Genomic DNA, 23,774 nt, shown 5'->3' with positions numbered 1-23,774 from the left:
TGGACGCTCGATGGACACCATTGCGCACAGTGAGTCTGATGGGAAACCACCAGCCCCAATTGTGATCTGGGCCACAGGCAGAATCACGCTAAAGGGTGACTAGACAGGCATGATCTCGGTCAGAACGGGATCTCCTCCAACAGATCCGTCACCATCGCCGCGATCGGCGACCGCTCCGAGCGGTTGAGCGTGACGTGCGCGAACAGGGGGTGCCCCTTCAGGGTCTCGATCACCGCGGTCACGCCGTCGTGCCGGCCCACCCGCAGGTTGTCCCGCTGGGCGACGTCGTGGGTGAGCACCACCCGCGACCCCTGGCCGATCCGGGAGAGCACGGTGAGCAGCACGCCCCGCTCCAACGACTGGGCCTCGTCCACGATGACGAAGGCGTCGTGCAGGCTGCGGCCCCGGATGTGGGTGAGCGGCAGGACCTCCAGGATCCCCCGGGCCATGACCTCCTCCAGCACGTTCTCGTGCACCACCGCGCCGAGGGTGTCGAAGACGGCCTGCGCCCAGGGCGACATCTTCTCCGTCTCGGAGCCGGGGAGGTAGCCGAGCTCCTGGCCGCCGACGGCGTACAGCGGGCGGAAGACGATCACCTTCTTGTGCCGGCGACGCTCCATCACCGCCTCCAGGCCCGCGCACAGCGCCAGCGCCGACTTGCCGGTGCCGGCCCGCCCGCCCAGCGAGACGATCCCGATCGACTCGTCCAGCAGCAGGTCGAGGGCGACCCGCTGCTCGGCCGAGCGGCCGTGCACGCCGAACGCCTCCCGGTCGCCCCGGACCAGCCGGACCGTCTTGTCGGGCAGCACCCGGCCGAGGGCGGAGCCGCGCCCGGAGTGCAGCACCAGACCGGTGTGGCAGGGCAGCCCCGCCGCGCCGTCCAGGTCGAGGGTCTCGCCGGCGTAGAGCGCGGAGATCTCCTCGTCGCCCAGCGCCAGCTCGGACATCCCCGTCCAGGTCGGGTCGCTGGCCTGGCCGTGCCGGTACTCGTCGGCGCGCAGCCCGACCGAGGCCGCCTTGACCCGCAGCGGCATGTCCTTGCTCACCAGGGTCACGTCGCGCCCCTCGGCGGCCAGGTTGAGCGCCACCGAGAGGATCCGGGCGTCGTTGGACTCGTTGCGGAAGCCGGGGGGCAGCACGCCGTCGTCGGTGTGGTTGAGCTCCACCCGCAGGGTGCCGCCGGCGTCGTTGGCGGGCACCGGCCGGTCCAGCCGGCCGTGGCGCACGCGCAGCTCGTCCAGCATGCGCAGGGACTGCCGGGCGAACCAGCCGAGCTCGGGGTGGTGCCGCTTGCCCTCCAGCTCGGAGATCACCACGAGGGGCAGGACCACCTCGTGCTCGGCGAACCGGTGGAAGGCCGCCGGGTCCGAGAGCAGGACCGACGTGTCCAGGACGAACGCCTGGCCGGCTGGTCGGGGCTCCTCGGGCTCGACCGGGGTCGCCGCGCGGCGGCTCCGGGTGGCACGGCGGGTCGTGGCAGTCGCGGCCGGGGTCTGGTCGGCACCGGCGGGGGTACGGCGAGTCGTCACAGGCCTGCTCCGGCGGATGGGCACCCGGCCACCCGCGTTCCGCCTCGTCCGGTGCCCGGGGACACGGGGTCGGATGCGGGCCCCGTGCGCGAGGTCGCAGATCCGGGCTGGCCGGCTGGCCCGGGGGAGATCCCGCGCCATGACTAGACGCTAGCCCCGCCACGGCGTCCCGGCTAGAGGTTGACCCGTGGATCTCGGGAGTCGGACCGGTGGACGGGCACGGCGGACCGGCCGGGATGCATGCCCCCTGCGCGCATCCCGGCCGGTGGCACCACCGTCACCGGTCTGAGGTGGCCCCCGCCGGTGCGCGTCCGCCGCGGACGGCGCACCGGGTCGTCGGCGGGCTCAGTTCTGCCAGCGGACCAGGACGGCCGGTTGCCGCCCGCGGACCGCCGCCGGGGCCCCGGTCGCCGCCCGGACGCCGGCGCCCGCCGTGGCCGCGACGACGCCGGCCGGGCTCGCCGGCGGGCCGGGGACGGGCGCGGTGGAGGCGGCGAAGGCGGAGCCGGTGTACGTGGTGCCCTGCCGCGCGCTCGGCCCGGAGCGGACGGCCGGCGGGGGGCCGGCGAGGGCCGAGGCGATGGCGGCCTGGGCCTCGCGGCGGCGGTTCCAGGCGCCCCGGTCACCGTCGAAGTAGCCCTGCCGGTAGCCGAACCGGTAGCCGATGCGGTAGCTGAGCTGGCCGTGCAGCCGCCCGGCGGCGTAGCTGGCCGAGCCGAGGACGAGGACGAGGACGACCGCGACGAAGGGGCTCACCGCTCCTCCGGCCCGATGCCGGAGGGGCCGGCGTCGGTGCGGTCGGCACCGGCGTCGGCGGGATCGGCTCCGGCGTCAGCGGGATCGGCTCCGGCGTCGGCGGGGTCGGCGACCAGGAGCCGCTCCAGGTCGTCCGTGCTGACCTCCTCGACCAGCTCGACGCTGATCCGGCAGCCGTCCAGCACGAGCTCGGCGACGGAGCAGCGCCGGATCTCGCCACCGGCGTCGTAGACCCGGACGCTGAGCTCCGGGCAGTTGAGGTGGGTCCGCCAGGCGTCCCACTCCGCCCGGTCGCCCACGTTGAGCGACAGGTAGCGGCAGCCGCGGGCGAGGTAGAGCCGCCAGGGGGCGCTCAGTCCCGCGGCCACTCCCTCCGCGACCAGGCCGAACGCCTGCTCACGGGTGGCGAGTTCGGTCACCGCGCCCCCCTGAGGACGGGGAAGGGACGCAGGCGAGCACCAGTCGTCTCGTGCACGTGACACACGGTAAACTGTCCCATGGGCGTGACAGTATCAGCTTTTCGTCCCATTACCCCGACACTGACGCACTCCTATCCTACGCAGGTGATACGCCGTGGAATCGCCCTCACGAACGGCCACTGGCGACCAGTTACGCGTGTCTCATTCACGTGACAACACCGTGCCCGGCGTCCCCAGTGGATCCGGCTGGCCGTACCGTCACGGGGTGACCGAGAGCGCTCACGCCCGGAAGATCGCCTTCGCCGCCTTCGTCCGCCGGGCCCTCGACGACGCCCGGGCCATGCGCGCCTGGAGCGGCACCGAGGTCTCCCGCCGCACCGGGGTCTCCCGGCAGACCATCAACCGCTGGGTGCGCGGCGACTGGGCCAGCGACCCCGAGGCCGAGCGGGTGGTCGCCTTCTGCGAGGGGCTCGGGCTCAACCCGACGACCGCCTTCGCGGCGCTGGGCTGGGAGCGTGCCGCCACCCAACGCGCGGCCACCGCGCCGCCCCCGATGGACCCGGACGTCGAGGCGCTGCTGCGCCGGCTCGTCGACCCGAACGTCTCGGACGCGGAGAAGTTCCACATCCGGGAAACCATCAGATACCTCGCGTATCGCCCAAGTCTCCCGACAGATGTCCGAAAAAGGGGCAATCGGGCGGGCTAGTTCCTCAGATGGCGAAAGAACGGCGGTCCGTACCCAATCGTTTCGCTCCGGCGCCGGAACGGGCACGCTAGCGTCCTATCCGTACTGCTTGGGCTCGTCATCGGCGGGGGGCGGGACAAGGCCGAACCCAGCCCTGCGGGACAGAAGGAGGGGTCTGTCCATGACCCTGAAGTGGTTCGCAGTCGTGGTCGCGGCGGTCGCGCTGACCTCGGCCCTGACCGGCAACGTGGTGATCGGCGTCGTCGGCGGCGGGGAGCTTCCCGTGGTCGCCAACCTCCTCGCCCTCACCACCGCCGGCACCGCGGTCGTCCTGGCCGTCGTCGCCGAGCTGCACGAACGACTCGACGACCGGGTCAGCGCGCTCACCGAGTTCCTGGTGGCCCGGCTCACCGAGATCGAGACGCGCACCGGCGACCGCAACGCCGGATTCGTGGAGGGTTACCTGCTCAGCCACGGTCAGGACGCCGACGTCCTGCCGTTCGGACGCCGGGGCCGGGGGGCCGCCGAACGCTGACCTGTTCCTGGCCGTAGCGCCCCGTCTCGACCACGAATGAGTGGCCCGCGCCGGGGTACGCTGTCGCGCGTGCCGCCGTTGAATCTGGGCAACCAACAGCCGAAGACCCCGCTGGATGCCGACCAGGCCTGGCAGGCGACCGCCGGCCGGGCGTCCGACACCGTCCTCTTCTTCGACTTCGACGGCACACTCGCGCCCGTCGACGACGACCCGACCGCCGTGCAGCCCGCGCCGAAGGTGCTGGCCGCGATCGAGGCCCTCGCGCCGCTGGTGCGCCGGGTCGCCATCGTCTCCGCCCGCCCGGTGGAGTTCCTCCGCGACCACCTCGGCGGGCTGGCCGGCGTCGACCTCTACGGCCTCTACGGCCTGGAGCACAGCCACTCCGGCGGCGAGACCGTCACCGAGCCCGCGGCGCTGCCCTGGGTGCCGACCATGCAGGAGCTGGCCGACCTCGCCCGCGCGGAGCTGCCGCCGGGCGCGCTGGTGGAGTTCAAGCGGCTCTCCGTGGCGCTGCACTGGCGCACCGCGCCCCAGCTCCGCGAGGTCGTGGAGGAGTGGGGGCAGGCCCAGGCCGAGCGGCTCGGGCTGCGCGTGCAGGCCGGGCGGATGGTGCTGGAGATCAAGCCCCCGGTCGACCGCGACAAGGGCATGGTGATCGGCGAGGTGGTCCGGGACGCCGGCGGGGCATGGTATTTCGGCGACGACGTCTCCGACATCAAGGCGTTCGCGGCGCTGCGCGCCCGGTCGGCGGCGGACCCGGAGTTCCTCGGGGTCTGCGTGGCCGTGGCCAACCCGGAGACCGGCCACGAGGTCGCCGAGGCCGCCGACCTGACCATCGACTCCCCCGCCGCACTCGGCGACTTCCTCACCGAGGCCCTCCCCCGGCTCAGGTGAGCCGGGCCCGCCCGGTCGGGGCGGGCACCACCGGGGGGCGGGTCAGACGCCGAAGCGGCGCTGCCGGGTGGCGTACGAGCGCAGGGCGCGCAGGAAGTCGACCCGGCGGAAGTCGGGCCAGTTCAGCTCGCAGAAGTAGAACTCCGAGTGGGCCGACTGCCAGAGCATGAAGCCCGACAGGCGCTGCTCGCCGCTGGTCCGGATGATCAGATCCGGGTCGGGCAGGCCCCGGGTGTAGAGGTGCTCGGAGATGTGGTCGACGTCGAGGGTCTCGGCCAGCTCCTCGATGGTGCCGCCGGCCGCCGCGTGCTCGTGCAGCAACGAGCGGACGGCGTCGGCGATCTCGCGCCGGCCGCCGTATCCGACGGCGATGTTGACCTGCGCGCCGCCGGTGCGGTGCCGGGTGCGTTCCTCGGCGGCCTTGAGCGCCGTCGCGTGGTGCGCCGGGAGCACGTCGAGCGCGCCGACCATGCGCAGCCGCCAGGGGTTGCCCTCCTCGGCCAGCTCGGTCGACAGGTCCTCGATGATCTGCAACAGCGGGTCCAGCTCCTCCGCCGGGCGGGACAGGTTGTCCGTCGACAGCAGCCACAGCGTCACGTGGCCCACGCCGGCGGCGTCGCACCAGCGCAGCAGCTCCTTGATCCGCTCCGCGCCCATGCGGTGCCCGTCGTTCGGGTCGACGAAGCCCATCTCCCGAGCCCAGCGGCGGTTTCCGTCGCACATGACGCCCACGTGCCGGGGCACCGGCTTGCCCGCGAGCGTGGCCGTCAGCCGCCGCTCGTACACGGAGTAGAGGAGATTCCGCAGAGTCATCACCTTGCAGAGTAGCGACCCCGCGCGCGCTTCAGCCCTCCGGTGGCCGATGCCGCGCCGAGAGACCGGCACCGATCATCGCGAGGGTCCGCGCGTCCAGCCGGCCGTCGCCGAGGCCCAACTCGACGACGGTGCCGAAGACCCGCTCGTCGCGCCGGGCCGCCCGCACCGCCGCGTCGACGACCCACCGGCGGCGGGCCAGCCAGGCCGCAGCCGAGCTGTGCCGCAGGTGTACGCCGAGGCGGCGGCGCAGCGCGGCGGCGTAGCCGGCGGCGGCGTGGGCGGGGTCGCCGGCCGCCGCCGCGCCGGCCAGCGCGCCGGAGAGCAGCGCGTAGAAGATGCCCTCCCCGGTGAACGGATTGATCAGCGACAGCGCGTCCCCGGCGAGCAGCAGCCGCCCCCGGCCGGGCGGCGGGCGGTGCGTGGACAGCGGCAGGTGGTGGGCGCGCAGCCCGGTCACCGTCGCCGGATCGGTGCCGGGCAGCAGCGCGGCCAGCCGGTCCAGCAGGTGCGCCCGGGTCAGCGGCTCGCCGCGCAGCACCTCCCCGTACCCGACGTTCGCCCGCCCGTCGCCGATCGGGAACGACCAGGCGTACGCCGGCCAGCGCGGGCCGGAGGTGACGATGAGCTGCTCGGGCGGGCCGGGGCGGGCCGGCGCGTACCCCCGGATCGCCAGGGCCAGGTGCCGGTCCGGGTTCACCGGGTGGCCGAGCGCCCGCCGCACGGCCGACGCCGCGCCGTCCGCCCCGACCACGGCCCGCGCGGCGATCTCGCCGTCGAGCACCACCCGCCCGCCGCGCTGCTCGACCCGCCGCACGGCGTGCCGGCGCAGCTCCGCGCCGGCCGCGACCGCCGCCGCCACCAGCCGGGCGTCGAACACCTTCCGGGGCACCGTGTACGCGGGCCGGGGCAGCGCCCGCGCCACCGCGTCGCCGCCGGGGCCGACCAGCCGGATCCGGGGCAGCGGGGCGTACCCGTCGACGGCCCCGGCGACGCCCAGCCGGGCGAGGACGTCCAGCGCGTGCGCGGCGACGCCGTCCCCGCACGCCTTGTCCCGGGGGAAGTCGGCCCGGTCCAGCAGCAGCACCCGGGCGCCGGCCCGGCGGGCGGCCAGCGCGGCGGCCGCGCCGGCGGGTCCCGCCCCGACCACCGCCACGTCGTACTCGTCTCCCACGGCGTCTCCCCCTGTCCCGCGCGGCTCAGCCCGGCGTCGGCGTGGCCTCCGCCCGGCCGGCGCGCCACAACCCGTACAACGCCAGGACGGCGGCGGCGAGCAACGGGGCGCCGTCGCGGACCAGGCCGTCGACGCCGAGCAGCCACCAGCACAACGGCAGGTCCACCGCGAGCACGCCGAGGGTGACCGCGACCAGCAGGCGGCGGGCCCAGCGCCGGCCGCGCAACAGGAAGGCGGTGCAGAGCAGCACGGCGTAGCTGACGGCGATCCCGGCGGCGAACCAGAACAGCACGGCGGGGACGACAGCCGGCCGGCCGTCGAACACGACGCCGACGGCCACCAGGGCCGGGACGAGCATCAGCGGGCTGTACGTGAACGCGGCGGCCCGGCTGGTCAGCAGCCAGCCGGTGACCGGCGGCCGCTTCGGGGCGACCTCCCGCCAGGCGATCGTCCCGCCCTCGACGACGAGGCCCCTACGGTGCCGGACGAGGTGGCCGGCGACGGCGTCGGAGCGGTAGAGCAGCCAGACGACCGCCACGCAGAGCCCGGTGAGCAGGGCGAAGCCGAGCAGCCCCGGCAGCGGTGGCACGCCCTGCCTCGGCACGACCAGGCGGCCGACGGCGAAGACGGTGGTGACGGCGAGGATCAGCCCGAACGGCCGGGCCAGGGCGCGGCCCCGGCGCACGTGCCCGATCAGCAGCAGGAAGCCCAGCGAGCGCAGCATCGCCCAGCCGGTGCGCACGGCCAGCCCGAAGCCCTGCTCCGGGGCGTACCACCAGTTGAGCAGCTCGACCACGACGGTGGCCGCCGCCGTGACGGCCAGCAGGGTGGTCAGGGCCCGGACGGCGGACGGCCGCCGGACCTCGGTGGTCACGGCGGCCGTCCTCATGGCATCCGATGGTGCCCGGTGCGGGCAAGCGTCACACCTGTCGGCGGGGCTGTTCCTGGTCGAGCCGGGCGCGCAGCGCGTCGAGCTCGGCCCACAGGACCCCGGGCAGCTTGTCGCCGAACTTCTCGAACCACTCGGTGACCAGCGGCAGCTCCTCGCGCCACTCGTCCGGGTCGACCTTCAGGGCGATCCGGACGTCCTCCGGGGTCATGTCGAGGCCGTCGACGTCCAGCGCGTCCTGCGCCGGGACCATGCCGATCGGGGTCTCGACGGCGTCGGCGCGGCCCTCGATCCGCTCGATGATCCACTTGAGCACCCGGGAGTTCTCGCCGAAGCCCGGCCAGAGGAAGTTGCCCTCGGCGTCCTTGCGGAACCAGTTGACGTAGTAGATCTTGGGCAGCTTGGCCTCGTCGCCGTCGGTGCCCTTGCCCATCTCGATCCAGTGCCGGAAGTAGTCGCCGGCGTGGTAGCCGATGAACGGCAGCATCGCCATCGGGTCGCGGCGCACCACGCCGACCGCGCCGGACGCGGCGGCGGTGGTCTCCGAGGACAGGGTCGCGCCCAGGTAGACGCCGTGCACCCAGTCCCGGGCCTCGGTGACCAGCGGAATGGTGTCCCGCCGCCGGCCGCCGAACAGGATCGCGTCGATCGGCACCCCGTTGGGGTCGTAGTAGTCGTCGGCGAGGATCGGGCACTGCGTGATCGGGGTGCAGAACCGGCTGTTCGCGTGCGAGGAGAGGCCCTCGCTCTGCGGCGTCCAGTCGTTGCCCTTCCAGTCGACCAGGTGCGCCGGCGGCTCGCCCATGCCCTCCCACCAGATGTCGCCGTCGTCGGTGAGGGCGACGTTGGTGAAGATGGAGTTGCCCCGGTCGAGCGTGCGCATCGCGTTCGCGTTGGTCTTCCAGTCGGTGCCCGGGGCGACGCCGAACAGGCCGTACTCCGGGTTGACCGCGTAGAGCCGGCCGTCCGGGCCGAACCGCATCCAGGCGATGTCGTCGCCGATGGTCTCGACCTTCCAGCCGGGGACGGTCGGCTCCAGCATGGCCAGGTTGGTCTTGCCGCAGGCCGACGGGAACGCCCCGGCGACGTGGTAGACCTTTCCCTCCGGCGAAGTGATCTTGAGGATCAGCATGTGCTCGGCGAGCCAGCCCTCGTCCCGGCCCATCACGCTGGCGATCCGCAGCGAGTAGCACTTCTTGCCGAGCAGCGAGTTGCCGCCGTAGCCGGAGCCGTAGGACCAGATCTCCCGGGTCTCCGGGAAGTGCGAGATGTACTTCGTCTCGTTGCACGGCCACGCCACGTCCTGCTGGCCGGGCGCGAGCGGGGCGCCGATCGAGTGCAGGGCGTGCACGAAGTCCGCGTCGTCGCCCATCGCCGCCAGGACCTTCGCGCCCATCCGGGTCATGATGCGCATCGAGGCCACCACGTACGGGCTGTCGGTGATCTCGACGCCGAACATGGGGTTCTCGGCCTCGACCGGGCCCATGCAGAACGGGATGACGTACATGGTGCGGCCGCGCATGCAGCCGCGGTAGAGCTGCGTCATCGTCCGCTTCATCTCGGCCGGCGCCATCCAGTTGTTGGTGGGGCCGGCGTCCGCGGAGTCCACCGAGCAGATGAACGTGCGCTCCTCGACACGGGCGACGTCGGAGGGGTCGGTGCGGGCGTAGAACGAGTTCGGCTTCTTCTCCGGGTTGAGCCGGATCAGGGTGCCGTTGGCGACGAGTTCGTCGGTGAGGCGACGCCACTCCTCGTCGGACCCGTCCACCCAGACGACCCGGTCGGGAGTGGTCAGTTCCGCTACCTCACGAACCCAGGTGAGCAGTTTGGGGTGGGACGTCGGGGCCTGATCGATCCCCCGAACGGTGGCCGGAGCAACCATGACACATCTCCTTGTGGTCGACGCTGACCGGTCTGTGGCATGCACGAGTGGTGACGGCGCGAGGCGTCGCCTTCGTGGAAACCTGGGATTGGCCTCAGCGTAAACCGGGCGACGTCGCGAGTCAGTGGGACTGGTTGTGAAGAACTGCACAAGGTGCGGTCACGCTGCGGCATCGCGATCTGATACCCGCTTTCACGCGCAGTTTCACGCAAATTCCTCCGCGACCTTCGCCGAGGTCCGGGCCCTACGGGAACCGGCGGGCCCGGCGCGACGGGTGGTGCTGATGAGAGTTGCGGTGACAACGGCGAACCGCCGACGGAACGCGCGAAACTGTGCGCGGATGCGCATTCCCGAAACGATCCGCGAATAACGGCCCGAGCGGTTACGCTCCGTTCGCTCCCGGCCCGCCGGGCACGCCACCGCCGCCGCCCGGTCGCAGCTACCCGCCCGCGCAGCGGGCAACCGGTACGCTCAGCGGGTGGCCGCGACGATGACCGGTGACCAATCAGGGTCCCCGCCGACCCGACCCGGCATCGTCCGTGCCCTCATCGACCGCTTCGGTCACCTGATCCGCGAGCTGAGCAAGTTCGCCACCGTGGGCAGCGTCGCGTTCGTCGTCGACATCGCGCTGTTCAACTACCTCGCCAACGCCAGGGGCATCGAGCAGGTCACCGCGAAGACGATCTCCACGGTGATCGCCGCGAGCGTGGCCTTCCTCGGCAACCGGTTCTGGACGTGGCGGCACCGCCAGCGCTCCAACCCCGCGCGCGAGTACGCGCTGTTCTTCTTCTTCAACGGGGTGGGCATGGGCATCGCGGTGGCCTGCCTCGCCATCAGCCGGTACGGCCTGGGCGCCATCTGGCCCGGGGTCTTCCAGACCGCGCTCGCCGACAACATCGCCAGCTTCGTCGTGGGCACCGGGCTCGGCACGCTGTTCCGGTTCTGGTCGTACCGACGGTTCGTCTTCGCCGAAGCGGGAACCCCGAAGGTCGCGGAAGCGGGAACCCGGACGGCCACGGAGGCGGCGACCGACCGGGATCCTCCGGCGTGACCCGCCGCCCATCTCGTCCGGCCGGACCGGCCCGGCCCGCCCACTCGCCTAAGGTGTTGCGCATGCGTCTTGTCCGTCTGCTGCCTGAGCGCTGGCAGAAGTTCATCCACGAGGCGCTCAAATTCGGCGTCGTCGGCGGCATCAACACCGCCATCAATTACGCCGTGTTCAACGCACTGGCACTAACGGTGTTCCGCGACGGCCAACTCAAGGCGACCGTCGTCGCCACCATCGTGGCGACGATCACGTCGTATCTGATGAACAGGCACTGGACGTACCGGGATCGCCCGAAATCGGCGCTGCGGCGCGAATACGCCCTTTTCTTCCTGTTCAACGCGACCGGCCTGCTCATCGAGCTCGGTGTCCTCGCGGCGGCCAAGTACGGCCTCGGCATGACCAGCCTGCTCGCCCTCAACGTGGCGAAGACCGGCGGCGTGCTGCTGGCCACCCTGTTCCGCTTCTGGTCCTACCGGACGTTCGTCTTCCAGCCCGCCCCCGCCGAACCGGCGGCCGACACCTGGCACACCATCCCGCGCGACGAGTGGGACACGATGGCAGAGCTGGACCCGGTGGCCGAGCTGGCCGAGTCCGTCACCGAGCTGGAGGAGTCCGAGCCGAAGCCGGGCCCCGCCGGGCGACGGCCGGCGGTCCACCCCGACGAGCCCGCCACCGCGTACGGGGTCCCGACACCCGCCCAGGGCCGGCCCGCGCCGGCCGACGCGGCGCTCGGCAACGCGCTCGACGGCGACCTGGCGGCCGAACTCGCCGAGGAGCTGCACGCCGGCACCCGCCGACGCCGGCGGTGAGTGAGGTGACCGAGATGACGACCGCGACCGCTGCTCCCGAGCCGACCGCAGCCCCGGAGCCGACCGCAGCCCCGGAGCCGACCGCAGCCCCGGAGCCGACAGCGGTACCCGCACCGGCCACAGCGCCCGCACGGAGCGCGGCTCCCGCACCGGGCCCGGCTTCCGCAGCGAGCGTGGCTCCCGCACCGGTCACGGCTGCCCCGCCGGTCGTGGCTGGCCCGCAGGCCGTGGCTGCCCCGCAGGCCGTGGCTGCCGCAGCGGCCACGGTTCCCGCGCCGAGCGCAGCCGGCGGCCCGGCGGGCGCGAATGGACCAGCCAGCGCCAACGGCCCGGCAGGCGCGAACGGCCCGGCGGTAACGAACGGGTCGGCGGGCGCGAACGGGCCGGCGGGCGCGAACGGGCCGGCGGGCGCGAACGGGCCGGCGGGCGCGAACGGGCCGGCGGGCCCGCCGGAGGTGACCGGGCCGGCCCGGTCGGGCACCGGCGCGCCGGCCGAGCTCTTCTTCGAGGACCTGACGCCCGGGCGCACCTTCGACCTCGGCGAGGTGCGCGTCGACGGCGCCGAGATGGTCGCCTTCGCCCGCCGGTTCGACCCGCAGTGGTACCACGTCGACGCCGAGCGCGCCGCCGCGAGCCACCACGGCGGGCTGATCGCCAGCGGCTTCTACACGGTCAGCCTCTTCATGCGCGCGTACGTCGACCACGTGCTCGCCCGGGCCGCAGCGGACGCCTCCCCCGGCCTGGAGGAGCTGCGCTGGCTGGCCCCGGTCCGCGCCGGCGACCGCCTGGCGGCCCGCCTGGACGTGATGGGCGCCCGTCCCTCCACCGCCCGCCCCGGGCTCGGCACCGTCAGCCTCAGCGGCACCATGTTCCGCCTCGGCCCCGACGGTCAGCCGGCCCAGGAGGTGCTGCGCACCCGCTTCCGCGGCTGGTTCACCCTCCGGCCCGGCTGACCGTCCCGTGCCCGTCACGGCCTGCTGTCACGCGCCCTGCCCGTCACGCGCCCTGCCCGTCACGCGACCGGGCCGGCCTGGCCGTCCTGTCTCCCGTGCGGGGCGGGGTCAGGCCGACGGGTCGCGCAACGGCTTGCCCTCGCGCATGTCCGCGAGGATCTCGCGCATCTCGCCGTCGCCGAGGGAGTGCTTGTCGTGGTGCGCCTCGACCAACTCGTACAGCTTGGTCTGGACCTTGTCGACGTGCGGGACGTCGGTGAGCACCGACTGCCCCCGCTCGCCGGCCGACTCGATGGTCAGGGTGCCGCAGCCGAGCAGCCGCTCGACGAAACGCTGGCTCATCGCGTGGTCGTTGATCCGGGTGAGCGGGATGTCCCGCCGGTCCCGGGAGAGGACGCCCTGCTGGAGCAGCACCCGTTCGTTCGTGAACAGGTAGTGGGTGCTGCGCCAGACCAGGAACGGCCAGAGCCCGAGCCAGAGCACCAGCACCGCCGCCAGCCCCGCGAGGACGTACAGCGCGACGGCCGCGGCGTCGCCGTCCGGGAGCAGGATCCAGCCCGCCACCACCGCCGCGACGGCGAGCACCAGCACCAGGACCGGACGCACCACGGCCTTCCAGTGCGGGTGCAGGTGCAACACGACGTGCTCGTCCTCGGTGAGCACGTCTTCGGGAAACGCCACGCCGAACCTCCTCGCCAGAAACGGACGAGCTGACCGTAGCGGGTCGACGCCCCCGCGCGGATCAACCGGTGCGGTGGTTCCCGCGCGTGCCGCGCGGCGACCGTCGCGGTGGGGCCTGCGGCCCCCGCCGGCCCGGGGTGTGAGAAGGGAACCCTTCTCTACCGTAGGCGTTAACAAGGGGCCCTTCCTTTCACCGCAGGTGCAGGACGTCGCCCGCCGCCAGGGTGCGTGGGCCGGCCGGCGTGTCGACCAGCAGCCGGCCGTCGGCGTCCACGCCGGTCGCGGTGCCGGTCACCTCCTGCCCGCCGGGCAGCAGCACCCGCACCGATCGGCCGACCGTCGCGCAGGCCGCCACGTACGCCTCGCGCAGGCCGCTGGCCACCGCGTCGCCACCGGCGCAGCGCCAACGGTCGTACCAGTCGGCGACGGAGCGCAGCAGGGCGCGCAGCAGCGGGTCCCGGTCGGTGGCGGCGGCACCGGCGAGCTGGAGCGAGGTGGCCGGCAGGCCGGTCGGGTTCGCCGGCAGCTCGTCGGCGCGCAGGGTGACGTTGAGGCCGATGCCGAGGACGATCGCCGGGGGCTGCTCCGGCGTCGGGCCGGGCACCGCCTCGGCCAGGATGCCGGCGCACTTGGCGTCGCCGATCAGCAGGTCGTTGGGCCACTTGAGGGCGGCGTCCAGCTCGGCGAGCCGGGCCACCGCCTCGACGAGCGCGACGCCGGCGAGCAGCGGCAGCCAGCCGTACCCCGAGGCGGGTACCGCCGGCCAGCCGCGCTCCGCGACGGCCTCGCCGGGCCGCAGCAGCACGCTGGCCGCGATGCCGGCGCGGGCCGGCGACTGCCAGACCCGGTCGCGTCGCCCCCGGCCGGCGGTCTGCCGCTCGGCGACCACCACGAGGCCCTCCGGCTCGCCGGACCGGGCCGCCTCCGCCACGTCCGCGTTGGTCGATCCGGTCTCGGCGCGCAGCTCCAGCCGGGCCCACGGGCCGTGCGGGGCGGTCAGCGCGCGGCGCAGCCGGGCCGCCGACAGCGGCGGGCGGTCCAGGTCGGTGTACGGCGAGCCGGGCATCCCGCCAGCCTACGGCCCGCCTGCCCACTGCGGCGGACGCCGCCCGCCCGACGGCCGGCACCGCCGGCCGCGTCCGGTGGCAGCTTCCCGCTCGCTCGGCGGCGGGTGCCGGCCCCGCTCGGCGGCGGGTGGCGGCTTCGCTGGGTGGCGGGTGGCGGCTTCGCTGGGTGGCGGGCCTGGTCCGGCGCGGTTACTGAGGCGTACTGCACACCGTCGGCCACCTGAACCATCGTTATATTCCGTGGGTGACCAACGAGACCGGGATCAACATCCACAGCACGGCGGGCAAGCTGGCGGACCTGGAGCGACGGGTCGACGAGGCGGTGCACGCCGGGTCGGCGCGCGCGGTCTCCAAGCAGCACGCCCGGGGCAAGAAGACGGCACGGGAGCGGATCGAGCTGCTGCTCGACGAGGGGTCCTTCGTCGAGCTGGACGAGTTCGCCCGGCACCGGTCCACCAACTTCGGCCTGGACCGCACCCGCCCGTACGGCGACGGGGTGATCACCGGCTACGGCACGGTCGACGGCCGGCAGGTGTGCGTCTTCGCGCAGGACTTCACGGTCTTCGGCGGCTCCCTCGGTGAGGTCTTCGGCTCCAAGATCGTCAAGGTGATGGACCTCGCCATGAAGATCGGCTGCCCGGTGATCGGCATCAACGACTCGGGCGGGGCCCGCATCCAGGAGGGCGTGGCGTCCCTCGGGCTCTACGGCGAGATCTTCTTCCGCAACGTGCGGGCCAGCGGCGTCATCCCGCAGGTCTCCCTGATCATGGGCCCGTGCGCGGGCGGCGCGGTCTACTCCCCGGCGGTCACCGACTTCACCGTGATGGTCGACCAGACCTCGCACATGTTCATCACCGGCCCCGACGTGATCAAGACGGTCACCGGCGAGGACGTGGGCATGGAGGAGCTGGGCGGGGCCCGCACCCACAACGCGCGCAGCGGCAACGCGCACTACCTCGGCGCGGACGAGGACGACGCGATCGAGTACGTCAAGGCGCTGCTGTCGTACCTGCCGTCGAACAACCTGGACGAGCCGCCGGTCGTCGACGCCCCGGCCGACCTGGCGGTGAGCGACGCCGACCGGGAGCTGGACACGCTGATCCCCGACTCGGCCAACCAGCCGTACGACATGCACCGGGTCGTCGAGCACGTCCTCGACGACGGGGAGTTCCTGGAGGTCCAACCGCTGTACGCGCAGAACATGGTGGTCGGCTTCGGCCGCGTCGAGGGCCGCCCGGTCGGCGTGGTGGCCAACCAGCCGATGCACTTCGCCGGCACCCTGGACATCGCCGCGTCGGAGAAGGCCGCCCGGTTCGTGCGCACCTGCGACGCGTTCAACATCCCCGTGCTGACCTTCGTGGACGTCCCCGGTTTCCTGCCCGGCACCGGCCAGGAGTGGGACGGCATCATCCGCCGGGGCGCGAAGCTCATCTACGCGTACGCCGAGGCGACCGTCCCGAAGGTCACCGTGATCACCCGCAAGGCGTACGGCGGGGCGTACGACGTGATGGGCTCCAAGCACCTCGGCGCGGACCTGAACTTCGCCTGGCCCACCGCGCAGATCGCGGTGATGGGCGCGCAGGGCGCGGTGAACATCCTCTACCGGCAGGAGCTGGCCGCCGCCGAGGACCCGGCCGCCGTGCGCGCCGAGAAGATCGCCGAGTACGAGGACACCCTCGCCAACCCGTACATCGCCGCCGAGCGGGGGTACGTCGACTCGGTGATCCCGCCGCACGAGACGCGTACCCAGATCGTCCGGGCGCTGCGGGTGCTGCGCACCAAGCGCGAGACGCTCCCGCCGAAGAAGCACGGCAACATCCCGCTCTAGGTGCAAGGAAGGGCCCCCTGTTAACGCATTCTGCATAGCAGGGGCCCCTTCCAAACGCCCCGGCACCCGTGGCCGCGCCACCCGCAGGCCCCGGCACCCGTGGCCGCGCCATCCGCGGGCCGCGCCACCCGCGGGCCAGCGGCGACGGGGCCGGCGGACGTCAGCAGGCCGGGTTGGCGGCGAGGCACATCCGGCGGGCCGCCGCGCGGCCCAGTTCGAGCAGCTCCGTGTCGCCCGCCCGGCGGTCGGCCGCCGGCAGGTCGAAGCCGAGCCCGCTCGCCGGCACGATCACGGTGACCAGGTCACCGACCCTGACCAGCAGCAGGGTCTCCGTCGACGGCTGCAGATCGAGCGGCTTCCCCGTCGCCACGTCCACGGGAGTCGACGAGGTGCGCTGCAGCACGACGGCCTGGTCGCCGGCGAAGTCGGCCGAGGCGGCCCGCCAGGTGTGCGTCACCGAGACCGTGACAGGCCCGCCGACCCACTGCATCGGCCGCGACTCGTGCCAGGTGTCGCAGGCCGCCATCGTCGCGGCCAGGTCGACGAACAGCCGGGTGGCGGCCCTCGGGGAAAGGCGGTAGACGTCCTGGGTGAGGACCCAGAAGCCGCCCGGCTGGTCCTTGTCGGGCGCGGCCCTCTGGAGCAGGGTCTGCGACCGGGAGTACCGGGACACGGGCGGCTCCGCCGCCAGCCCCCTTTCCCCGGCGCACGACTGGAGCAGCGGGTCGATCCGGATCGGCTCCTGGAGCCCCGAGTCGCCCAGCCGCACGTCGCTCGGCGCGCCCACCTCGGTCGGGTCCAGCAGGGCCTCCTGTGGGATCTCGGCCCGGCCGGCCGGCTCCGCGCCGTTCGAGGAGAGCCGCTGGCCCGCCGGTGGCGCGAGGTGCCCGGCCCGGCCGCCGGCCGCCACGGCGAAGCCCGAGAGCACGGCCAGCACGGCGGTCGCCGCCGCCAGCGCCGTACGCCGGCTGCGGCGGCGGGCCCGGACGCGGATCTCCGCCGGTTCGAGCCAGCGTACGTCCCGCAGGTCCCGCCGCATCCGTTCGACGAACGCCAGGTCGGCCAGGTGGTCCACGTCGTGGTCGTCACGCATCGGCGGCCTCCTCGAGGTCAGAGACGGCGAGCAGCCCGGCGAGCGCGGTGCGCCCCCGGGAGAGTCGGGCCTTCACGGTGCCGACCGGGGCGGCGGTCTCCCGCGCCACCTCGGTGACGGGCATGCCGAGCAGGTAGTACAGGGCGAGGGCGGTGCGCTGCTCCTCGGGGAGCTGACGCAGCGCGGCCACCACCGCGACGGTGTCGGTGCTCGGCGCGGGCGTGCTGTCGTCGACGCCGTGCCGCAGGTACGCCCGCGCGCGGCTGCGCAGGCTGCGCCACCGGCTGACCGCGATGCGGGAGGCGACGACGCGGACCCAGGCCTCGGGGTCGTCGTAGCCGGCCACCGTGGACCAGCGCTGCCACGCCCGGATGTACGCCTCCTGCACGGCGTCCTGCGCCTCGGCGAGGTTGCCGGTGAGCGCGTAGACGAAGCCGAGCAGCCGTTGCCGGCTGCCCCGGTAGAACTCGTCGAACCCGTCGACTTCCGGCATCCGTTGTCTCCCCCGCGTCCTGTCGCAGGGGACACGCGCGGGACGGGTCGGTCGGTTGCCCGGTCTGCCCACCGGTTCCCACCGCCCCGGTCGGCCGCCCGTTCCCGCCGGCCCCACCACCCGGTCGGGGTCGCCCGCTCCCGGCGGTGCGCCCGCCCGGTCGGGTCGGGCCGTCAGACGGTCAGGCCGGCGTCGGTGAGGATCGGGCCGGCCAGCAGCGCCGCGCCGACGGCCAGCGCCAGCAGGTTCACCAGCGCGAACAGCGCGACCCAGAACAGGGGCGGGAACGGGGTGAGCCGGGCCAGCTGGTCGGCGTCGGACTCCGGCATCCGGCCCCGGGAGCGCAGCCGCTGGAGCTCGACGACGGGCCGTACGCCGCCGAGGAGCAGGAACCACACCGACGTCCAGGCGAAGGCGGCCTGGACGTCCGGCGAGGCGTACCAGGAGACGACGAGCACCACCCCGCCGGTGGCCAGCAGCGACACCACGCCGAAGGCGTTGCGGACCATGACCAGCATGGCCAGCAGCAGCGCCACGGCGATCCAGAGCAGCAGGGTGATCCGGTTGCCGCCGAGCAGCCAGGCGCCGGCGAGGCCGACCAGCGACGGCGCGACGTAGCCGGCGAGCAGGGTGAGGATCATGCCGGGACCGGTGGGGCGACCGGCGGAGAGGGTCAGCCCGGAGGTGTCCGAGTGCAGCCGGATGCCGTGCAGCCGGCGGCCGGTCAGCAGGGCGGCGAGGGCGTGTCCGCCCTCGTGCGCGATGGTGACGGCGTTGCGGGCGATCCGCCAGGGTAGCCGGGTGGCGACCACGGCCAGCGCCACCGCGGCGGTGACGACGACGAGCAGCGGCGGCGGGTCGGGCTGCGCGGAGAACAGCTTGTCCCAGAGCGTGCCCAGCTCGTCGATCGCCACCATGGGGCGCGAGCCTACCGGCCCCGGCCGGGTCCGGGTCGCACCGCGCGGCAGGATGAAACTTTCCTTTGGACACCTTGTGATCTAGGGCAACTAGCTCCAAAGATGGATGTCAATCGAATGGCGTCCCTCTGGAGGAACCCATGATCCGTACCGGATTCACGCTGCGCCGACTGATCGCGGCGGGGATCACCGCCGTAGCGGCAGCGGCCACCGCCCTCGTCGCCACGACGGGCCCGGCGGCCGCCGCCACCACCGCCGGCGTCGACGTCTCCCACTACCAGGGGTCGATCAACTGGACGAGCGTCCGCAACGCGGGCATCGAGTTCGCGTTCATCAAGGCCACCGAGGGCACGAGCTACAAGGACCCGAACTTCAACGCCAACTACGTCAACTCCTACAACGCCGGGGTGATCCGCGGGGCGTACCACTTCGCCCGGCCGAACATCTCCTCCGGCGCCACCCAGGCCAACTACCTGGCCAGCAACGGCGGCGCGTGGTCGGCGGACAGCCGCACCCTGCCGGCCGCGCTGGACGTCGAGGCCAACCCGTACAGCGGCGGCACCTGCTACGGCCTCAGCACGTCGGGGATGCGCAGCTGGATCCAGGACTTCCTGAACACCTACCGGTCGCGCACCGGCCGGTACGCGGTCATCTACACCACCACGAGCTGGTGGAACCAGTGCACCGGCAGCTGGACCGGCCCGTGGGCGAACCACCCGCTGTGGCTCGCCCGCTGGTCGAGCACCCCCGGCACCCTGCCGGCCGGCGCGCCGGTCTGGAGCTTCTGGCAGTACACCGCGTCCGGCAGCGTCTCCGGCATCAGCGGCAACGTCGACCGCAACTACTGGAACGGCGACCGCAGCCGGCTCATCGCCCTGGCCAACAACACCTGATCCGCACGACTATCCGCCCGACTGTCGCGGCACGCCCGTGGCGGTGGTCGGCGGCAGCGGGATCGACTGCGACCGTACGGTCGGCGGTCGGTCCGGCTGCCGCCGGCTCGTCACTTCCCGGCGTTCACGATCGGCGCTCGCCTCCTGGCCGGGGTCTACACCCGGCGCGCGTCTACCAGGCGCGGGTTGACGGCCCGCGCCGGCATCGCGTCCTCCCGGGCCACCGTGGCCCGCCGCGTCAGGCGCCAGGCGGCCACCCCGGCGACGGCGGCCGCCACGACGCCCACCGTCACGAGAAGCACCGGAAGGCCCGCGCTGACCAGCAGCAGCACCACGTCACCGAGCGCGACGAGCATCCACAGTGCCAGCCGGGGCCGCGCGTCCCTGCGTCGGTATCCCATGTCGCACCTCCTTGCGTCGTCCGGGATCAGGTACCCCGTTCGATGCAAGGTCATGCGAGCGACTTTCACGGCGGCGGGAATCGCCTGCTCAGCGGGCCGGGCGCGGCAAGCGGACGACCCGGCCGGGCGCTCAGTCCTTCCGGTCCGGCTCGAAGCCCTCGGCGATCCGGTCGAAGTCGGCCAGCCGCGCCTGCCAGTCCTTGTTGGCCACCTCCCAGCGGAAGGCGTACCCCCGGTTCTTGGCCGTGACGAAGCCCCGGTTGCGGACGTGGATCCGGGTGTTGTCGCGGGTCTCCAGCCACTCCCAGTCCGCGCACGTCTTGTAGTAGTCGCAACGCTTGATGCTGAGATACTGGTAGTCGTTGACGTAGTTCTTCCGGGCCGGCTCCTTCGCCTTCCAGTCGGCGTAGGCGTCGTCAAGCGGGGTGCTCGTCCACTGCACCAGCAGCTCGCCCACCCCGTCGCGCTCGTCGAACACGATGGTGTTCTGCCCGACGCTGCGCCGCACCCATCCCTTCGGCAGGGGCAGCGAGAAGCCCGCCGGGTCCTTGTGCAGGACCCAACCCTCGGGCAGGGCATTCGGGTCGACCGACGGGCTCGCCGACGGCGTCGGGCTGGGCGGCGCTGCGCTGCTGCTGGCCGGCGCGGGCGAGGTCGGCGCGGCGGCCGACGGCGTCGCCGAGGACAGGCCCGCCTGCGGGTCGCCGGGCCCCGGGTCGTCGTCGCCCCGGCCGAGCAGCGGCACCGCCACCAGCAGGCCGAGCAGCAGCACCGCGACGAGCGCCCCGACCAGCAGGCTGCGGCGGCGGCGCTCGGGCTGCGTACCGGAAACGACCGCGGCCCGGCCCGTCGACGAGGATGGCGCATCGGCGGCGGCCGGCAGCACCGACGTCGGCGCGCCCCGCCCGCGGGCCCGGTCGGCCCACCCGCGCGACGGACCGGCCTTCTCGCGCGGCGCCCCGGTGTCCTCCGGCGACCGGTCGGCCGGGGCGTCGGAAGCGTCGGCCTGGTCGCGCGGCCGGTCGGCCTGGTCGCCGGAGGACCCGGCCCGCTCCACGGACGATGCCGGCGACGCGGACGACGCAGGCGACATGGGGGGCGATGCGGGCGACACGGGCACGGCGGGGCCCGGGTCGACCCGGGTGTCGTCGACCTGCCCGGCCGGGGCGGCGTCGACTCCGTCGACCGCGCCCCCGGTGCCCGTGACCGCGCCGGAACCGGCCTCGTCGGCCTCCTCGGCCGGTGGCTCCTCGCCCCCGTCGACCGACGCCCCCGCGACCCGGTCGGCGCCGGTCGCGGCGACCGGACCGGGAAGCTTCGCCGTGGGGTCGGCCGCCCGCGCGCCGGTGTCCGCGACCTTCGCCGTCGGCACGGCGTCCGTGCCCGACGCCGGCGGGTCGACCTTCGCGGTCGGCGCGGCGTCCACTCCGGGCGAGGGGACCTTCGCGGTCGGCGCGGCGTCCGTGCTCGGCGGGGAGACCTTCGCGGTCGCGTCGTCGCCGGCCACCGCCGCGCCGCCCGCGACCAGGCCACTTCCGGGGGTACGCGGCGCGGGCGGCACGACCGGCCGGCTCGTGCGCTGCTCGGCGGGGCGCGGTGCGGGCACCACCGGCGGCCGCGGCTCGCGCGGCCCGTTGGGCCCCGGCCGGCGTACGCCGTCGAGCAGCGAGATCGTCCTGGAGCGCCGCCCGGCGGCCTTCCGCAGCAGCCGCTCGGCCACCTCGGCGTCGATCCGTTCGGCCGGATCCTTGCGGAGCAGCCCGTTGAGCACCGGCTTCAGCGGGCCGGCGTTCCGCGGCGGCGGCATCGGCTCGGTGGCCAGCGCCGCCAGGGTGGCGATCGCCGACGGCCGGGCGTACGGCGACTTGCCCTCCACCGCCGCGTAGAGCGTCGCGCCCAGCGACCAGAGGTCGGCCTCCGGCCCCGCCGTGCCGTCGCGCGCCCGCTCCGGGGCAATGTACGCCGGGGAGCCCAGCACCATGCCGGTGCGCGTCACGTTCGGGTCGCCCGGGATCGTCGCCAGGCCGAAGTCGGTCAGCACCACCCGGCCGTCCGTGCCGAGCAGCACGTTGCCCGGCTTGACGTCCCGGTGCATCACGCCGGCCTTGTGCGCCGCGTTCAGCGCGCCCAGCACCCCCAGGCCGATCTCGACCGCCTTGGCCGGCGACACCGGCCCGTCCTCGGCGAGAGTGTCCTGAAGGGACTTCGACGCCACGTACTCCATGACGATCCACGGGTCGCCGTCGGTGCGCAGCACGTCGAAGATCCGCACCACGTTGACGTGGTTGAGCCGCGCGATCGCGCGGGCCTCCCGCAGCGAGCGCTCCCGCATCTCGCGGCGCTCCTCGGGGGTGAGGCTGGGCGGCGGGACCAGTTCCTTGATCGCCACGTCCCGGTGCAGCACCTCGTCGCGCGCCTTCCACACCCGACCCATGCCGCCCTGGCCGAGCGGCGAGAGGAGCCGGTACCGGTCGGCGACAAGTTGGGGAAGCGCGTTCGACATCGGTGGAGACGGTACCCGGCGGTTGCCCGCCGCACACCGCCGGCACGCCACTGTGCGACGAAGGTCAAGTTCGCGACGCGTACGCTGGAGGCATGTCTGCCGATGAGCCGCTGTTCCGGGTGACCCGGGGCGTGCCGACCGCCGAGGAACTGGCCGCGCTGGTCGGCGTCATCGTCGCCCGGACCCGCCCCACCGCAGCCCCCGAGCCGGCCGCGCCGTCGGCCTGGGCCCGCAGCGGCCGCCCCCGTGGCGCTGCTCTCGCCGCCGGGCCGGGCGCCTGGCGCGCCTCCGGTCTGCCCCGCTGATCCTCCGGCCGCCCTGCGGCGCGCCCCGCCGCCGTCGGGGACTCCCGGAGGTCGTCGACACCGGTTAGCCTCACTCAGGGAAACGGTGTCGTGACGGGTCGGGAGGGCCGATGATCCCCGAGGAGGACCGCCCAGCGCCCTGGTTGAGCGGCTACGGCAGCATCGAGGCCGACATCCGCCAGATGCGCGAGTTCGCCGACAGGCTCCAGGCGGAGGTCGAACGGAACTACGCTCCGCACCTGTCGTACATCGCGGACGACATGAAGGCGCAGATCCCCAACCCTGCCGACGCCTTCGTCGAGCTGGTGCAGTTCCTCAAGGCGCACAACGAGACCCAGCAGGCCACCGCCACGATGGTCTGGTCCGTCGGCGGGGCCACCGGCCACCTGGCCGCCGCAGCCGGCCGGATCGCCACGCAGTACGCCGACTCCGACGCCTTCTCGGCCGCCCGCGTCTCCGACGTGGAACGGGCCCTCGCCAACCCCGGCGGGACCGGACAGGGCCGACCCAGGCCAGCGCTGCCCGATCCGACCGGCCCGGACAGCGGGCCGGGGCAGGCGGTGCTGCCATGATCGAGCGGGGCAGCGGCCGGACGTCCGGCCTCACCGACTGGCGACTGATGGACCTGCTGAGCATGTGGGCCTGCATCCAGGACCACGACACCGCCGGGCACTGGAAACAGGTCGCCGGCTGGCGCAAGGTCTGCGACCTCGCGCGGGCGCACCTGGGTCGGCTCAAGGAATACCGGCGCGGCCTCGCCGAGGCGTGGCCCCCGGCGACCAACGCCGCCGCCCGGGCGTACCTCGGCGAGCTGGACGACCTCATCGACAAGGTGCAGCGCACCCACGACGCGGCGGCCGCGAACTACGACGCCCTCGCCGCCGCCACCCGGGCGATCAGCAGCGCGCGCACCGAGCTGAAACCGCTGCACGACGAGTACGTGGAGAAACTCCAGCAGAAGCGGACGTACGAGGCGACCGCCGCCGACCCGAAGGCGGCGATGGGCGCCCGCGTGCCGGACAAGCCGGTGACCGACGCCGACCTGGAGCGACTCAACGTCCAGGCCCGGAACCTGATGTACGGGTTGAGCGGCGAACTACAACAGGCCCAGGTAATGCTCCGCCAACCTCCGACCTCACCCAAGACACCCCGACAGCCAGATAATCCTGACATTTATGTCGACAGCGTGCCCATTATTCCACCAGTA

Annotated in this window: 23 protein-coding genes and 2 pseudogenes; 10 read left to right on the top strand and 15 right to left on the bottom strand. The window is 73.7% G+C overall.

Annotated elements, in window-relative coordinates; all coding sequences use genetic code 11:
- Nucleotides 1–119 precede the first annotated feature (119 nt).
- The 3 genes and pseudogenes from O7628_RS17740 to O7628_RS17730 form a co-directional block, all read right to left on the bottom strand.
- The gene (locus tag O7628_RS17740; RefSeq protein ID WP_278132035.1) at nt 120–1,529 is read right to left on the bottom strand and encodes a PhoH family protein; all 1,410 of its coding nucleotides are present in this window, start codon (nt 1,527–1,529) and stop codon (nt 120–122) included.
- Nucleotides 1,530–1,874: 345 nt separating this feature from the next.
- Nucleotides 1,875–2,285, bottom strand: a complete 411-nt coding sequence (locus O7628_RS17735) for a hypothetical protein (protein ID WP_278132034.1) — start codon at nt 2,283–2,285, stop codon at nt 1,875–1,877.
- Between the two features lie 101 nt (nt 2,286–2,386).
- A pseudogene (locus O7628_RS17730) lies at nt 2,387–2,704 on the bottom strand (hypothetical protein); the annotation flags it as partial.
- 265 nt (nt 2,705–2,969) lie between these two features.
- On the opposite strand from O7628_RS17730, the gene O7628_RS17725 reads away from it, so the two are divergent.
- From O7628_RS17725 to otsB, 3 genes are all read left to right on the top strand, one after another.
- On the top strand, nt 2,970–3,410 hold the full coding sequence (locus tag O7628_RS17725; protein ID WP_178063379.1) for an XRE family transcriptional regulator: 441 nt from the start codon (nt 2,970–2,972) through the stop codon (nt 3,408–3,410).
- A gap of 160 nt (nt 3,411–3,570) precedes the next feature.
- Entirely contained in the window at nt 3,571–3,924 is a 354-nt protein-coding gene (locus tag O7628_RS17720; RefSeq protein WP_278132031.1) for a hypothetical protein, read from the top strand.
- Between the two features lie 69 nt (nt 3,925–3,993).
- On the top strand, nt 3,994–4,818 hold the full coding sequence (otsB, locus tag O7628_RS17715; protein ID WP_278132029.1) for a trehalose-phosphatase: 825 nt from the start codon (nt 3,994–3,996) through the stop codon (nt 4,816–4,818).
- Nucleotides 4,819–4,860: 42 nt separating this feature from the next.
- Here otsB and O7628_RS17710 read toward each other — a convergent pair whose 3' ends face one another.
- From O7628_RS17710 to O7628_RS17695, 4 genes are read right to left on the bottom strand one after another with little or no spacing between them, the layout of a single operon-like run.
- Complete coding sequence (locus O7628_RS17710; RefSeq protein ID WP_278132028.1) at nt 4,861–5,631, bottom strand: isoprenyl transferase; 771 nt, start codon at nt 5,629–5,631, stop codon at nt 4,861–4,863.
- A 31-nt stretch (nt 5,632–5,662) separates the two neighbouring features.
- Complete coding sequence (locus tag O7628_RS17705; RefSeq protein ID WP_278132026.1) at nt 5,663–6,805, bottom strand: geranylgeranyl reductase family protein; 1,143 nt, start codon at nt 6,803–6,805, stop codon at nt 5,663–5,665.
- 25 nt (nt 6,806–6,830) lie between these two features.
- On the bottom strand, nt 6,831–7,694 hold the full coding sequence (locus O7628_RS17700) for a hypothetical protein (protein ID WP_278132024.1): 864 nt from the start codon (nt 7,692–7,694) through the stop codon (nt 6,831–6,833).
- 31 nt (nt 7,695–7,725) lie between these two features.
- Entirely contained in the window at nt 7,726–9,576 is a 1,851-nt protein-coding gene (locus tag O7628_RS17695; protein WP_278132022.1) for a phosphoenolpyruvate carboxykinase (GTP), read from the bottom strand.
- A gap of 490 nt (nt 9,577–10,066) precedes the next feature.
- On the opposite strand from O7628_RS17695, the gene O7628_RS17690 reads away from it, so the two are divergent.
- From O7628_RS17690 to O7628_RS17680, 3 genes are all read left to right on the top strand, one after another.
- Nucleotides 10,067–10,627 (top strand): GtrA family protein, encoded by a 561-nt coding sequence (locus O7628_RS17690; RefSeq protein WP_347405241.1) that lies wholly within the window; start codon nt 10,067–10,069, stop codon nt 10,625–10,627.
- A 62-nt stretch (nt 10,628–10,689) separates the two neighbouring features.
- Entirely contained in the window at nt 10,690–11,433 is a 744-nt protein-coding gene (locus tag O7628_RS17685; RefSeq protein WP_278132018.1) for a GtrA family protein, read from the top strand.
- 245 nt (nt 11,434–11,678) lie between these two features.
- On the top strand, nt 11,679–12,386 hold the full coding sequence (locus tag O7628_RS17680; RefSeq protein ID WP_278132016.1) for a MaoC/PaaZ C-terminal domain-containing protein: 708 nt from the start codon (nt 11,679–11,681) through the stop codon (nt 12,384–12,386).
- A gap of 108 nt (nt 12,387–12,494) precedes the next feature.
- Here the strand turns inward: O7628_RS17680 and O7628_RS17675 are convergent, their stop codons facing one another.
- Together O7628_RS17675 and O7628_RS17670 are read right to left on the bottom strand one after the other, a co-directional pair.
- Nucleotides 12,495–13,067 (bottom strand): PH domain-containing protein, encoded by a 573-nt coding sequence (locus O7628_RS17675; protein ID WP_278132014.1) that lies wholly within the window; start codon nt 13,065–13,067, stop codon nt 12,495–12,497.
- A gap of 190 nt (nt 13,068–13,257) precedes the next feature.
- A complete protein-coding gene (locus tag O7628_RS17670) occupies nt 13,258–14,133 on the bottom strand; it encodes a biotin--[acetyl-CoA-carboxylase] ligase (RefSeq protein ID WP_278132012.1) in 876 nt (291 codons plus the stop codon).
- A gap of 245 nt (nt 14,134–14,378) precedes the next feature.
- Between O7628_RS17670 and O7628_RS17665 the strand changes: the two genes are divergently transcribed.
- The gene (locus O7628_RS17665; protein WP_278132010.1) at nt 14,379–15,962 is read left to right on the top strand and encodes an acyl-CoA carboxylase subunit beta; all 1,584 of its coding nucleotides are present in this window, start codon (nt 14,379–14,381) and stop codon (nt 15,960–15,962) included.
- Nucleotides 15,963–16,122: 160 nt separating this feature from the next.
- Here the strand turns inward: O7628_RS17665 and O7628_RS17660 are convergent, their stop codons facing one another.
- From O7628_RS17660 to O7628_RS17650, 3 genes are all read right to left on the bottom strand, one after another.
- Nucleotides 16,123–17,055 carry a hypothetical protein gene (locus O7628_RS17660; RefSeq protein WP_278132008.1) on the bottom strand — a complete coding sequence of 311 codons (933 nt, stop codon included), beginning with the start codon at nt 17,053–17,055 and terminating at the stop codon, nt 16,123–16,125.
- On the bottom strand, nt 17,048–17,548 hold the full coding sequence (locus O7628_RS17655) for a SigE family RNA polymerase sigma factor (protein ID WP_074476710.1): 501 nt from the start codon (nt 17,546–17,548) through the stop codon (nt 17,048–17,050). Before O7628_RS17655 ends, O7628_RS17660 begins: the two co-directional genes overlap by 8 nt.
- A 173-nt stretch (nt 17,549–17,721) precedes the next feature.
- Nucleotides 17,722–18,465: a M50 family metallopeptidase gene (locus O7628_RS17650; RefSeq protein ID WP_278132005.1), complete on the bottom strand. Its 744-nt coding sequence runs from the start codon at nt 18,463–18,465 to the stop codon at nt 17,722–17,724.
- A gap of 140 nt (nt 18,466–18,605) precedes the next feature.
- Here O7628_RS17650 and O7628_RS17645 point away from each other — a divergent pair, with 140 nt between their 5' ends.
- Nucleotides 18,606–19,358 (top strand): GH25 family lysozyme, encoded by a 753-nt coding sequence (locus O7628_RS17645; protein ID WP_043961879.1) that lies wholly within the window; start codon nt 18,606–18,608, stop codon nt 19,356–19,358.
- Nucleotides 19,359–19,513: 155 nt separating this feature from the next.
- On the opposite strand, the gene O7628_RS17640 is transcribed toward O7628_RS17645, so the two are convergent.
- Together O7628_RS17640 and O7628_RS17635 are read right to left on the bottom strand one after the other, a co-directional pair.
- Nucleotides 19,514–19,759, bottom strand: a complete 246-nt coding sequence (locus tag O7628_RS17640) for a hypothetical protein (protein WP_278132002.1) — start codon at nt 19,757–19,759, stop codon at nt 19,514–19,516.
- Between the two features lie 1,033 nt (nt 19,760–20,792).
- A pseudogene (locus O7628_RS17635) lies at nt 20,793–22,262 on the bottom strand (protein kinase); the annotation flags it as partial.
- A 92-nt stretch (nt 22,263–22,354) separates the two neighbouring features.
- On the opposite strand from O7628_RS17635, the gene O7628_RS17630 reads away from it, so the two are divergent.
- Together O7628_RS17630 and O7628_RS17625 are read left to right on the top strand one after the other, a co-directional pair.
- Entirely contained in the window at nt 22,355–22,567 is a 213-nt protein-coding gene (locus tag O7628_RS17630) for an acyl-CoA carboxylase subunit epsilon (RefSeq protein ID WP_278132000.1), read from the top strand.
- Nucleotides 22,568–22,677: 110 nt separating this feature from the next.
- Nucleotides 22,678–23,139 (top strand): hypothetical protein, encoded by a 462-nt coding sequence (locus O7628_RS17625; protein WP_278131999.1) that lies wholly within the window; start codon nt 22,678–22,680, stop codon nt 23,137–23,139.
- A 292-nt stretch (nt 23,140–23,431) separates the two neighbouring features.
- Here the strand turns inward: O7628_RS17625 and O7628_RS32695 are convergent, their stop codons facing one another.
- Nucleotides 23,432–23,590, bottom strand: a complete 159-nt coding sequence (locus O7628_RS32695) for a hypothetical protein (RefSeq protein ID WP_178063363.1) — start codon at nt 23,588–23,590, stop codon at nt 23,432–23,434.
- Nucleotides 23,591–23,774: the final 184 nt, after the last annotated feature.

The organism is Micromonospora sp. WMMD956 (assembly GCF_029626125.1).
GTDB classification, from domain to species: domain Bacteria; phylum Actinomycetota; class Actinomycetes; order Mycobacteriales; family Micromonosporaceae; genus Micromonospora; species Micromonospora carbonacea.
This window is presented reverse-complemented; position numbering and strand designations above follow the sequence as displayed.